The organism is Bradyrhizobium pachyrhizi (genome assembly GCF_029714545.1).
Taxonomy (GTDB): Bacteria; Pseudomonadota; Alphaproteobacteria; order Rhizobiales; family Xanthobacteraceae; genus Bradyrhizobium; species Bradyrhizobium pachyrhizi.
In genome coordinates this window covers 4425192-4437738 of sequence record NZ_CP121667.1, presented here as the reverse complement: position 1 = coordinate 4437738, position 12547 = coordinate 4425192, and the positions used below count along the sequence as shown (strand labels likewise).

Genomic DNA, 12547 nt, shown 5'->3' with positions numbered 1-12547 from the left:
AGACTGGCCGCATTCGGTGGCTCCTTATAACGCTTTCAGGCCAAGTGAATACCCGGTTCGCGTGAAGAAGAACTGCAAAAACAACAGACTGCGCCACGCGCCTGATCCGGTCGGGCCCGAAACCCGGACTTGTGCCGGCGCGGCCAGTCATCGCCGATAGATCGCCCATGCTGTTCCGCCTCTCGCTCCGCACCAGGACCTTCAAGCCGACCGCGCTCATGACTGCGGTTACGCTCGCGATCGGGCCCGTCGTCCCTGCGCGAGCCCAGCAAAAAGGCCCGCCGGTGCTGCGCGACACCGAGTCCGAGCAGTTGCTGCGCGAATACACAAGGCCGATCCTGCGCGCCGCCGGTCTGGAGAAACAGAACATCCAGATCGTGATCATCAACAACGGCTCGTTCAACGCTTTCGTCGCCGACGGCCGGCGCATCTTCGTCAATTACGGCGCGCTGCTGCAATCGGAAACGCCGAACCAGATCATCGGCGTGCTGGCGCACGAGACCGGCCACCTCGCCGGCGGCCATCTCGCCAAGATGCGCGAGCAGCTGGCGCAGGCCCAGACCCAGATGATCATCGCGATGCTACTCGGCGTCGGCGCGCTTGCCGCGGGTGCGGGCGGCCGCGGTGGCGGCAACGGTCTCTCCAGCGCAGGCGCCGCGGCGATCTCGGCGCCGCAAGCGGTCATTCAGCGCACGCTATTGTCCTATCAGCGCCAGCAGGAGGAAAACGCCGACCGCGCCGGCGTCAAGTTCCTGAACGCGACCGGACAGTCCGCCAAGGGCATGTACGAGACGTTCAAGCGCTTCACCGACGAGAGCTTGTTCGCCTCGCGCGGGGCCGACCCTTATCTGCAGTCGCACCCGATGCCAGTCGATCGCGTCTCCGCGCTGCAGGAACTGGCGCGCTCCAGCCCCTATTGGGACAAGAAGGACGATCCGGCGCTGCAGCTGCGCCACGACATGATGCGCGCCAAGATATCGGGCTTCATGGAGCGGCAGGACACGGTCTACCGCCGCTATCCGCTGTCCAACACCAGCCTGCCGGCGCGCTATGCACGCGCGATCACGACCTATCTGCACGGCGATCTGCGCTCGGCGATCGCGCAGATCGACGGCTTGATCCAGGTGCAGCCCAACAATCCCTATTTCCATGAATTGCGCGGCCAGGCGCTGCTCGAAGGCGGCCGGCCGGCCGAAGCCATCGCGCCGCTGCGCCGCGCGGTGCAGCTCTCCAGCAATTCGCCCTTGATCGAGATGCTGCTCGGCCAGGCGCTGGTCGCCTCCGACAACAAGGCCTACACCGACGAGGCGATCAACATGCTGCGCGCCGCGGTGGCGCGCGAACCCGAGGCGCCGCTCGGCTATACCCAGCTCGCGATGGCCTATGGCCGCAAGGGCGACTATGCCCAGGCCGATCTCGCCTCGGCGCAGGCCGCTTATCTCCGCGGCGACACCAAGACCGCCCGCGACCTTGCGTCACGCGCCAAGACGCGCTTCGCGATCGGCACGCCCGGCTGGGTCAAAGCTGACGACATTGTGAGCGCCAAGCCCATGCCGGGTCAGAAAAACAACTAGAAATAAACCGTAGTTCCATACAACGATCACCGAAACCGGCTCACGGCCCCGCCGTATTTTGGGCCACCGCGAACAAGGATTTTGCCATGCCAGCGCTTCGTTTTCTTGCCCCTGCCCTGCTCGCGCTCGGCGTTTGCGCCGCGCCGCTTCCGGCCTCCGCGCAGAGCTTCACCGACACCCAGCGCGGCGACATCGAGACCATCGTGCGCAACTATCTGATCGCGCACCCGGAGGTGCTCGAGGAGGCGATGAACGAGCTGAGCAAGCGGCAGGCCGCCGCCGAAGCCGAGAAGCATGAGCAGAGCGTCGCCAAGAACGCCGACACCATCTTCAATTCGCCGCGCGGCGTCATGCTCGGCAACAAGGACGGCGACGTCACCTTCGTCGAGTTCTTCGATTACAATTGCGGCTACTGCAAGCGCGCGATGTCCGACATGCTCGATTTGATGAAGGCGGATCCGAAGCTGAAGGTCGTGCTGAAGGAATTCCCGGTGCTGAGCCAGGGCTCGGTCGAGGCCGCGCAGGTCGCGGTCGCCGTGCGCATGCAGGATCCGACCGGCAAGAAGTATCTCGATTTCCATCAGAAGCTGCTCGGCGGCCGCGGCGCCGCCGACAAGGCACGCGCGCTGGCGGTCGCCAAGGAGGTCGGTCTCGACATGGCGAAACTCGAGAAGGATATGGCGAGCCCCGAAGTGAAGGCGACCATCGAGGAGAACTTCCGCCTCGCCGAATCCATGGGCATGAACGGCACGCCGAGCTACGTGATCGGCAAGCAGGTCGTGATCGGCGCCGTCGGCGTCGACAACCTCAAGGAAAAGATCGGCATCGCCCGCTGCGGCAAGGCGACCTGCTGATCGCCGCTAAGGATAGCGCTCATTCAGAAAAATCCGGCTGCCAGGCAGCCGGATTTTTTTATTGCCGTCACCGAACCGATTCCGCGCGGGCCGCAAGCAAGGGCCGTCACCAACGACGCAAGTCGCGCGAAGCTGAAAATACAGCGCGACCTGCTCTCGAGATCGAAGACTATTTCGGCGGCTTCAATTTCGGCGGCGGCAACGGCCAGCTCGATCTTGCGAGCATGGAGTTCGACTGGGCCTGCGGTTGAAGCAGCCGCGCATTCATCTCCCGCGTTCATCGCGCATTCACCTAAAGAGCAAACCGCAAGGAACCGCAAATCAACAGGAACATCGCACATGCTCTCCCGTTGTCGGCGCGGGCAATGCTGAAAAACGAGGAGGAATTACGATGTCTAACCGCTTTCTGATTTCGGTCGCCGCAGCCGCTTTGATCGCCGGCACCGGTTTCGCGAACGCACAGGGCGCCGGCGGCGCCAACAAGGAAACCGGAGCCGGTGGTGGTGCGACCACGCAGCAGTCTGCACCGTCCGGTGGCGCGTCATCGGGCACCATGCAGCATGACAAGAGCGGCATGAAGGGTTCCGAGCATTCGACGACCGGTGAGTCGAGCACCAAGGGAGCTGAGTCCGAGAAGTCCGGCGCGGCCACCAAGGGTGCACAGGACAGCACCCAAAAGTCGAAGGGCATGAGCTCGGAGAACGAGGCGACCAAGGGCTCCAAGGAAGGCTCGAAGGACATGAAGGCCGAGGGTCGCGACAAGAGCGGCAACATGAAAGCCGAGGAGCGTGACAAGAGCGGCAAGATGAACGCCGAGAGCCGCGACAAGAGCGGTGCCGGTGCCACGACCAACCAGAACGCTCAGACCAAGAGCCCGGCCGACCCCAACCGCGCGCAGACCAACGACACGAGCCGCACGCAGACGACGACCGGCAACGCGGCAACGTCGGCCACCGCGGCTCCGCCGGCCGAGAAGCGCACCCAGATCACGACCGCGATCAAGTCGGAGCACGTGACCGAAGCCACCAACGTGAACTTCAATGTGGCGGTCGGCACCCGCGTTCCGGCTGACGTCCACTTCTACCCGGTGCCGGAGCGGGTCGTGACGATCTACCCGCAGTGGCGCGGCTATCAGTTCATCCTGGTCAAGGGCCGCTACGTGATCGTGCAGCCTGAGACCCATGAGATCGTCTACATCATCGAGGGCTAAACCGGCCTCGGTGCGAGGGCGCCAAGACGGGCCCTCGAAGACGGGCCCTTGCCTTCATCTCGACCCCGCCCCCTTCAGGGCGGGGTCTTGCTTTCGGCCGCCCCCGCATCACGCAGTGGATGGCGGGCCGGAGCGCCCCACGAAGGCGACTTCCGCAAGATTTGGTTAATCAGCATTTTCCGGAGGTTAGGACAGTCATCTAACAGGACGGAGGAAGTTGTTGAAGACGTTCTGATTTCACCTAAAGACTTCCCCTTCGGCCGGTTGTTACCTATAACCCGGCCCACTCCACCCCTTGTCGGACCCCCTTCGGAACCTTTGGCCGGAACCCTTGGCAGGAAAACTTTGGCAGGAAACTCTGGAATGGCTGCTGCCGGATCGATCTATGTGCTGAACGGCCCGAACCTCAATCTGCTGGGGACGCGCGAGCCGGAGACCTACGGCCATGCCACCCTCGCCGACGTCGAGAAGCTGTGCGCGGACACCGCGCGCCAGTTCGGGCTGAGCGCCGACTGCCGGCAGTCCAACCGCGAGGGTGAACTGATCGACTTCATCCATGAGGCGCACGCCAAGAAGGCGGTCGGCATCATCATCAACGCCGGTGGCTACTCTCATACCTCGATCGCGCTGCATGACGCGCTGGTCGCGGTCAAGATCCCCGCGGTCGAAGTTCACGTCAGCAACATCCACGCCCGCGAAAGCTTCCGGCACCACTCGTTCACTGCTAAAGCCGCCTTCGCGTCACTTTGCGGCTTCGGCATCGACGGCTACCGGCTTGCGATCATCGGCCTCGCCACCAGAATCGGTGCCAGGATCGATACCAAGATCGACGCCAAGCCAAAGACTTAATCGTCAATCCTGACGTTCCCCGTCACCAGACAAAGATTTTGGATCACAGAGCATGGCGCGCCAGCCAGACGACAAATCAGCCGCAAAATCCAAGAACGACTCCAAGAACGACGACAGCGCCCTCATTCGCGAGCTCGCGCTGCTGCTCGCGGAAACCAATCTGACCGAGATCGAGATCGAGCGTGCCGGCCTGCGCGTCCGTGTCGCGCGCAACATTAGCATCGCGGCTTCGGTGCCCTCCGCGGTGCATGCCGTTGCCGCACCGGCCGCCTTGGCCGTCCCGGCGGCCGCGGCTGCGACCGATCTCGCCAAGCACCCGGGCGCCGTGCCCTCGCCGATGGTCGGCACCGCCTATTGGGCGCCCGAGCCGGGCGCCAAGCCGTTCATTGAAATCGGCACCAAGGTCAGCGCTGGCCAGACGCTTCTGATCATCGAGGCGATGAAGACGATGAACCAGATCCCGTCGCCGCGCGCGGGCACCGTGACGCAGATTCTCGTCGAGGATGGCCAGCCGGTCGAATTCGGCGAGCCGCTCGTCATCATTGAATAGCTTCCGTCAACACCAGGCGCTGCGATGTTCGACAAGATCCTCATAGCCAATCGCGGCGAGATCGCGCTTCGCGTGCTGCGCGCCTGCAAGGAGCTCGGCATCTCGACGGTCGCGGTGCATTCCACCGCCGACGCCGACGCCATGCATGTGCGGCTCGCCGACGAGAGCGTGTGCATCGGCCCGCCGCCGTCGAAGGATTCCTATCTCAACGTGCCGGCGCTGCTCGCGGCGTGCGAGATCACCGGCGCCGACGCCGTGCATCCCGGCTACGGCTTCCTGTCCGAGAACGCGCGCTTCGCCGAGATCCTCGCCGACCACAATCTGGGCTTCATCGGACCGAAGGCCGAGCACATCCGCCTGATGGGCGACAAGATCGAAGCCAAGAAGACCGCCAAGCGCCTCGGCATTCCCGTGGTACCGGGCTCGGACGGCGCGGTGACCTCGGAGGCTGACGCGCTCGCGATCGGCAAGGAGATCGGCTTCCCGGTGCTGGTGAAGGCGGCCGCCGGCGGCGGCGGCCGCGGCATGAAGGTCGCCCATACCGAGGCTGACCTTGCGCTGGCGCTCTCGACCGCGGCCAACGAGGCCAAGTCGGCGTTCGGCGACGCCTCGGTCTACCTGGAGAAATACCTGCAGAAGCCGCGCCACATCGAGATCCAGATTCTCGGCGACGGCCGCGGCGGCGCCATCCATCTCGGCGAGCGCGACTGCTCGCTGCAGCGCCGTCACCAGAAGGTCTGGGAGGAAGGGCCCTCGCCCGTGCTCGCGGCGGCGGCGCGCGCCAGGATCGGGGAGACCTGCGCCAAGGCGATGCGGGACATGAAATATCTCGGCGTCGGCACCATCGAATTCCTCTACGAGGACGGCGAGTTCTATTTCATCGAAATGAACACGCGCATCCAGGTCGAGCATCCCGTCACCGAAAGCATCACCGATATCGATCTGGTGCTGGAGCAGATCCGGATTGCCGCCGGCGGCGACCTTCCGGCCAAGCAGGACGACATCGCGATCATCGGCCACGCCATCGAGTGCCGCATCAATGCGGAGAACCCGCAGACCTTCCGTCCCTCGCCCGGCCGGATCACGCAATTCCATCCGCCCGGCGGCCTCGGCGTGCGGATCGATTCCGCGGTCTATCAGGGCTATGTGATCCCGCCCTATTACGACTCGCTTGTCGGCAAGCTGATCGTGCACGGCAAGACCCGCGGCGAATGCCTGATGCGGCTGCGCCGGGCGCTGGACGAGATGGTGGTCGACGGGATCGAGACGACGCTGCCGCTGTTCCGCGCGCTGGTGCGCGAGCCCGACATCATCGAGGGCGACTACCACATTCACTGGCTGGAGCAGTACCTCGCCGGTCAGCCATCCGACGCCGCAAAATAGTTCGGAACTCCGTGGAACCCAGCCCTTCCTCAAACGTACTATAGGGTTATTGGCTTTCCACGGGGACGCGTTGAATCCCACTCCCATAGCGAGATCGTCGTGACGGTCGTTTCACGACGCCGGTCGACGTTACAGATCCTCCTGCTATCGGCGGGGTTTTTCGTGCTGGTCGCGGTCAGCGTGGCGTCCGTCCTGCTGGTCAACAAGGCGCGCGAGGACAACGCCTGGGTGATTCACACCGTCGAGACCGAGAGCCAGGTTGCCAACCTGCTGCTCGACGTCAGGCGCGCCGAAAGCGCGACCAGGGCGTATCTGCTGACATCAGCACCACAATACCTGTCCGAGTACCAGTCCGCGGCAGCGAGAGTGCCGGCCGCGCTCAACCATCTCCAGATGATGACCGTGGACAATCCGGCGCAGGTCGCCAATGCCGCGAAGCTCAAAGCCGCCGTCGAGCAACGGCTGGCCGAGTTCGCGCTCAGCATCGAGCGTGTCAAGAACAACGACACGGCGACCAGCATCGACGTCCTGCGCAAGACCACATCGACCGATGCGGTGGAGGCGATCGCCCGGATCGCCCGCGACATCCGCACCGAGGAGAATCGTCTGCTGGCATTGCGCACAGCGACGGCGGACAAGACCCAGGTGCTGGCCTCCTCCGTCACGATCGCCGGCTCCTGCATGGTGCTGGCGCTCGCCGCTCTCTCGGTCGTGCTGCTGCGGCGATCGTCGCGGGCGCGCGACGAGGCCGAGGCCAGGCTGCGCGACAGCAACGTCAATCTCGAAACCATCGTCGACGAGCGCACCTCCGACCTGCGCGAGGCCAACGAGGAAATCCAGCGCTTTGCCTATATCGTCAGCCACGATCTGCGCTCTCCGCTGGTCAACATCATGGGCTTCACCAGCGAGCTCGAGGAACTGCGCGGCGACATCTTCAAGCGCATCGCCACGCTCAATCGCGCCGCCTCGCTGGCGCCGGCGATGCCGGAAGACGCGACCGATGTGGCCGAGCCCGAGCTCGAAGGCTCCGACAAGCAGCTATCCGACGACTTCAATGAATCGCTCGGCTTCATCAAATCGTCGATCGCCAAGATGGATCGCCTGATCAGTGCGATCCTCAATCTCACCCGCGAGGGCCGCCGCGAGTTCAAGCCCGAACGCATCGATCTGCGCGAGCTCATCGACGGCATCGTCAAGACGGTGGCTCACCAGGCCGTCGAGGCCAATGCGACCGTCGAGGTCGGCGCGTTGCCGAATATCGTCAGCGACCGCCTCGCGCTGGAGCAGATCTTCTCCAATCTGATCGACAACGCACTCAAGTACCTCAGGAACGGCGTTCCCGGCGAGATTTCGATCGAGGGCCGCACCAAGCTCGGCTTCGCGATCTTCGAGGTCACCGACAACGGCCGCGGCATCGATCCGAAGGACCACCAGCGCATCTTCGATTTGTTCCGTCGCGCCGGAACCCAGGACAAGCCCGGTCAGGGCATCGGGCTTGCCCATGTCCGCGCACTTGTGCGCAGACTGGGCGGCACCATGTCGGTAGCATCGGAACTTCACAACGGCAGCACCTTCACGATCACGCTGCCTATCAATTGGTCAGGCAAGAACCGGGACAAGTGACATGAGTGATCCAGTCACCATCATCATGATCGAAGACGACGAGGGCCATGCCCGCCTGATTGAGCGGAACATCCGGCGCTCGGGCGTCAACAATGAGATCATTCCGTTCACCAACGGTACAGAGGCCGTGAACTACCTGTTCGGCAAGGATGGCAGCGCCGTCGAGCGCAAGGGCCAGGCCCTGCTGATCCTGCTCGATCTCAATCTGCCCGACATGACCGGCATCGATATTCTGAAGCGGGTCAAGGAGAACAAATATCTCAAGTCGACGCCGGTGGTCGTGCTGACCACGACCGACGACTCCCAGGAGATCAAGCGTTGCTACGAGCTCGGTTGCAACGTCTACATCACCAAGCCGGTGAACTACGAAAGCTTTGCCAACGCGATTCGTCAGCTTGGCCTGTTCTTTTCGGTAATTCAGGTGCCGCCGGCTGCCGTATGACCAGCGCAACGCCGACACTGCTCTACATCGACGACGACGCGGCGCTGGCGCGCCTCGTCGAACGCGGGCTGACGCGCGCGGGCTACAAGGTCGTGCACGCCGCAAGCGGCCAGGAAGGCCTCGACCGGCTCGGCCAGGGCGGCATCGACGTCGTCGCGCTCGATCAGTACATGCCCGGCCTCGATGGGCTCGAGACCCTGGAGCAGATCCTCAAGATACCGGACGCTCCGCCGGTGGTGTTCGTCACCGCGTCGCAGGATTCGGCGATCGCCGTCACCGCGCTGAAGGCCGGCGCGGCGGACTATCTGGTCAAGGACGTCAGGGGCGAGTTCATCCCCCTGCTCCAGGTCGCGGTGAACGGCGCGATCCGGCAGGCCGCGCTCCAGAAGGCGCGCGACGAGGCCGAGGCCGAGGTACACGCCTCGCGCGACCGCTATGCCGCGCTCGCCGCGGAGCGTGAGGTTCTGCTCCGCGAGGTCAACCATCGCGTCGGCAATTCGCTGCAGATCATTGCCTCGTTGCTGCATCTGCAGGCCAACTCCGCGACCCAGCAGGATGTGAAGGCCGCGCTCACCAACGCGATGGGGCGCGTCGCGGCCGTCGCACAGGTGCACCGCCGCCTCTACACCTCGCACGACTTCAAGACGGTGATGCTCAACCAGTATCTCGAGGCACTGCTCGAGGATCTCCGGCGATCGGCCGAAGGCAACAAGATGTCGCGGCTGACCTTGAAGGCCGACCCGATCGAGATCGATCCCGACCGCGCGGTCGCGATCGGCATCATCGTCAACGAGCTGGTGATGAACGCCGTGAAATACGCCTATCCCGACGGCGCCGGCCCGATCCATGTCGAGCTGAAGCCGCAAGGCGACGATCTGCAGCTCGCGATCAGCGACGACGGGGTCGGCTTTTCCGACCAGGCCGATCCGCGCGGCACCGGCATGGGCCAGCGGATCGTCAGCGCGATGGCAGCCAAGCTCGATGCCAGCGTCGAGCGCGACCCCGGCCACAAGGGCACCCGCTTCGTGGTGCGGTTCGCCCGCGTCAGCCCGGCGCTCGACAAATCGGCAAGCGCCGCCGCCAGCTAATGCCGCAAATTTCAGCAAATTCGATTGATTTGTCCGGATCGCTTTAACGACTGCGTCATGCTGTTGATGAATCGCGGCGCGCCGGGCCTGACCAGTTAAGAAAGTTCTGGGCGTTCTTTGCGATGCTCGTGCCAACTGCTTGGCAGGAGCGGCACGCGATGTTCGGGCGCAGGCCAGTTTTTGGAAAGAAGCAAGAAACGACCTTGGGCGAGCTCAAGGAGACCGTGTGTCCGGCGCCGGGCGCCGACGGCGCGACGCCCGCTTTTCACAAGCAGCAGTGGGATCACCCGCTGATCGGCTCGATGCTGCGCGATGCAGGTTTCGCGCCTGATGACGAAGCCAGCATCGTGCCGACGGCAGACAATCGCCTTGCCGTGTTCGCTGCGGCCAACAAGCGATTGCAGGACCGTACCGAGACCTTCAACCGCGACATGACGGCGCGGCACGGCCACTGCCACGCGGTGCCGTTCCTGGTCATCGACCAAAATATCTGGGATGGACCGCATGGCGCGTTCCTCTACGCGCAAATGGGGCTGATCGGCTACGACGAGTGGAACGTGATCATGCTGGCAGGAGACCCGCAGACCACGGCGTCATGCGGCCTGGCAGGCCATCCCGGTTTCCTTCCATCCGTGACGCAAGTCATGACCGAGCATGTGATCGCGTGGAAGGCGCGGCACAACGCCCTGCTCGAGACGTACGGGATCACCGCGACCGGCAGCCGGGATATCTCGCATGAAGGATACGAGATGGAAAAGGACACTCTGCGCAACGAAATCATCGACAAGGCCGGCTGGATGAAGCCGCGCATCATCGACGAGCTCTTGCGCTGGGCCTAGAGGCATCAAGCCTCTGCGAAGCGCCTTACTCGTGCCTGCCGCGATGCCGGCGTGCGCGGGGCGGACGGCAATCCTGACACGGTGCGCCAAACACGACCTGCGACGGATAGGGTCGCGCGGAGTGATATGGCGTCGAGCCGAACAGGCCGGCCGCACCGAACCCCGCGCTGAAGGGATCGGCCGCGAAATTGCCGGGGAAATAGCCGTTGCTGCGAAAATCGCGGTCGTCGTCCCTGCCGTCGAAATACGCGCCGCCGGTGCTGCCGTAGCGCAACGGCCGCTGCTGGGCCGACGCCGCGGCTACGCTGAGTGCGATGGCGGTGCAGGCGATCAGTCCTCTCATGGCGATCATGGCCAAAACCCTCATTGCGGAAGGGTGCCCCAGTCGCCCTTCCAGGCGATCAGGCGTCCCTTGCCGAATTGCAGATAGAGCCCGTCGCTGCGCCGCGACAGCACGCTACCCCTGACATTGGGCAGCGCGACGAACAATTCATTGCCCGGCGTGCCGCGCACGTAATTCAGGGGAACGCCGAGCGACTGGCTGGCCTGGTCAGCGCTCATGCCGAAGGCGAGCGGAACGCTGTTGGGTGGCCGTTGCTGCGCGCGGGACGCGCCGGTCGATGCGCCAAGCGCGATGATGAGGGCAACGAGGAGTGTCGCGAAACGCTGCATGGCTGACCTCATGGCACTGCCGCCGCCAGCGTACCGGCGGGCGTCCAGCCGCCGCCGAGCGCCTGGAACAGGCTGCTTGCCGCCAGCAGCTTGTTGAGCCGGACCGTGACCAGATTGTTCTCGGCGGTGAACAGCGTCTGCTGCGCCTGCAGCACCGTAATCAGGTTGACCGTGCCGCCGCGCAGCTGCGTCTCCGCGACCTCGAACGCCTTGCGCGAGGCGGCGACGACGTCGGACTGCAGGCGCTCCTGCAATGTGTACTTCTGCAACGCGATCAGCGCCTTCTCGACATCGGCGAAGGCCGACAGCACCGCCTTGCGATAGGCCTGCAGGTTTTGCAGCTGCTGCCCCTTGGCGAGCTTGAGCTGGCTCTCCAGCAGGAAGCCGTCGAACAGCGGCTGGGTCAGCCCGGCGGCGAGCGTGTAGTACCAGGCGCCGGGCGCAAACAGCGAGGCAAGCGCCGCGCTCTGGAAGCCGGTGGTGCCGGTCAGCTGGATCTGCGGAAAGAATGCTGCGCGCGCCGCGTCGACGCTGAAATTGGACGACGCCAGCTGCGCCTCGGCCTCGCGGACGTCAGGCCGCTGGTAGAGCAATTCCGACGGCAATCCCGGCGTGACGCGCGGCACCGCGATCTGCGTGGTGGACCCGCCGCGCACCTTGAAATCGGCCGGCGCGCGCGCCACCAGCACGGCGAGCGCCGCGATGTTCTGCCCGACCGTTACCTCGAGCGGCGGGATCGCCGCGCGCTGCGTGGCGACCAGCGCCTCCTGCTGCGACAAATCGAGCTGCGAGGCGGTGCCGCCGGCGAATTGCGACTTGATCAGCGCAAGGATGCGCTCGGCCGCCGCGAGGTTGCGGCGGGTGACCTTGATCTGGTCCTGCGCCGCCAGCAGCTGGAAATAGGTGTTGGCGACCGTCGCCATCGTGGTCAGCGCGACCACCTCGCGATTGTAGCGGGCGACGGTCGCGCTCTCCTCCGAGGCCGACAGCGTCGCGCGGTTCTTGCCCCAGAAATCGACGATGTAGCTTGCGCTCAGCCCCAGGCTGTACTGCGAGAAGGTGCCGCTGGTGCCGAACGACGAACTGGATCCCGTCGCCACACGCTGGCGCTCGGCATTCGCCGATCCGGAGATGGACGGCAGCAGCGCGGCGCCGGACACGCCGACCTGGGCGTCGGCCTGCACGATCTGGGCGATCGCCACCGCGATGTCGAGATTGTAGAGCTGCGCGGATTCCATCAGCCCGGTCAGCTCGGGCGAGCGGAAGCCGCGCCACCAGGCGAGCGCCGGAACGGCCGCGTCGGCATTGCCCTTGGCCGCAGTTTTGTAGCTCGCCGGCACTTCGAGGCTGAGCTCGGGTTTCTCCGCCCCTGGGATGCAGCCGGACAGACCGAGGCTGAGGCCGCCGAGCGCCGCCACGCGCAGAAACCGGATCGGCTTGCGCATCAACTGAAGATTTCGCAA

Annotated in this window: 14 protein-coding genes; 10 read left to right on the top strand and 4 right to left on the bottom strand. The window is 64.7% G+C overall.

Features of this window, described 5'->3' with window-relative positions:
* The first annotated feature begins 167 nt into the window (after positions 1-167).
* Positions 168-1574 carry a M48 family metalloprotease gene (locus tag QA639_RS20460; RefSeq protein ID WP_157344944.1) on the top strand — a complete coding sequence of 469 codons (1407 nt, stop codon included), beginning with the start codon at positions 168-170 and terminating at the stop codon, positions 1572-1574.
* Positions 1575-1660: 86 nt separating this feature from the next.
* Positions 1661-2428 (top strand): DsbA family protein, encoded by a 768-nt coding sequence (locus tag QA639_RS20455; protein WP_016840097.1) that lies wholly within the window; start codon positions 1661-1663, stop codon positions 2426-2428.
* A gap of 23 nt (positions 2429-2451) precedes the next feature.
* On the opposite strand, the gene QA639_RS20450 is transcribed toward QA639_RS20455, so the two are convergent.
* Positions 2452-2769: a hypothetical protein gene (locus QA639_RS20450; protein ID WP_244978595.1), complete on the bottom strand. Its 318-nt coding sequence runs from the start codon at positions 2767-2769 to the stop codon at positions 2452-2454.
* Positions 2770-2819: 50 nt separating this feature from the next.
* On the opposite strand from QA639_RS20450, the gene QA639_RS20445 reads away from it, so the two are divergent.
* From QA639_RS20445 to QA639_RS20410, 8 genes are all read left to right on the top strand, one after another.
* Complete coding sequence (locus tag QA639_RS20445) at positions 2820-3638, top strand: DUF1236 domain-containing protein (RefSeq protein WP_028332247.1); 819 nt, start codon at positions 2820-2822, stop codon at positions 3636-3638.
* Positions 3639-4001: 363 nt separating this feature from the next.
* Positions 4002-4487 carry a type II 3-dehydroquinate dehydratase gene (gene aroQ, locus QA639_RS20440; RefSeq protein WP_283087179.1) on the top strand — a complete coding sequence of 162 codons (486 nt, stop codon included), beginning with the start codon at positions 4002-4004 and terminating at the stop codon, positions 4485-4487.
* Positions 4488-4539: 52 nt separating this feature from the next.
* The gene (gene accB, locus QA639_RS20435) at positions 4540-5037 is read left to right on the top strand and encodes an acetyl-CoA carboxylase biotin carboxyl carrier protein (RefSeq protein WP_157344940.1); all 498 of its coding nucleotides are present in this window, start codon (positions 4540-4542) and stop codon (positions 5035-5037) included.
* Positions 5038-5061: 24 nt separating this feature from the next.
* Positions 5062-6420, top strand: a complete 1359-nt coding sequence (gene accC / locus QA639_RS20430; RefSeq protein WP_028332250.1) for an acetyl-CoA carboxylase biotin carboxylase subunit — start codon at positions 5062-5064, stop codon at positions 6418-6420.
* Between the two features lie 99 nt (positions 6421-6519).
* Entirely contained in the window at positions 6520-8043 is a 1524-nt protein-coding gene (locus tag QA639_RS20425) for a sensor histidine kinase (RefSeq protein ID WP_283087178.1), read from the top strand.
* 1 nt (position 8044) lies between these two features.
* Complete coding sequence (locus QA639_RS20420) at positions 8045-8485, top strand: response regulator (RefSeq protein ID WP_028332252.1); 441 nt, start codon at positions 8045-8047, stop codon at positions 8483-8485.
* Positions 8482-9573 (top strand): sensor histidine kinase, encoded by a 1092-nt coding sequence (locus tag QA639_RS20415; protein ID WP_028332253.1) that lies wholly within the window; start codon positions 8482-8484, stop codon positions 9571-9573. Before QA639_RS20420 ends, QA639_RS20415 begins: the two co-directional genes overlap by 4 nt.
* A gap of 203 nt (positions 9574-9776) precedes the next feature.
* Positions 9777-10412: a hypothetical protein gene (locus QA639_RS20410; protein WP_028332254.1), complete on the top strand. Its 636-nt coding sequence runs from the start codon at positions 9777-9779 to the stop codon at positions 10410-10412.
* 25 nt (positions 10413-10437) lie between these two features.
* On the opposite strand, the gene QA639_RS20405 is transcribed toward QA639_RS20410, so the two are convergent.
* The 3 genes from QA639_RS20405 to QA639_RS20395 are packed head-to-tail and all read right to left on the bottom strand — an operon-like array spanning position 10438 to position 12529.
* Positions 10438-10764 (bottom strand): BA14K family protein, encoded by a 327-nt coding sequence (locus QA639_RS20405; RefSeq protein WP_283087177.1) that lies wholly within the window; start codon positions 10762-10764, stop codon positions 10438-10440.
* An 11-nt stretch (positions 10765-10775) separates the two neighbouring features.
* On the bottom strand, positions 10776-11084 hold the full coding sequence (locus QA639_RS20400; RefSeq protein ID WP_283087176.1) for a hypothetical protein: 309 nt from the start codon (positions 11082-11084) through the stop codon (positions 10776-10778).
* Between the two features lie 8 nt (positions 11085-11092).
* Positions 11093-12529: an efflux transporter outer membrane subunit gene (locus QA639_RS20395; protein ID WP_283090539.1), complete on the bottom strand. Its 1437-nt coding sequence runs from the start codon at positions 12527-12529 to the stop codon at positions 11093-11095.
* Positions 12530-12547 lie beyond the last annotated feature (18 nt).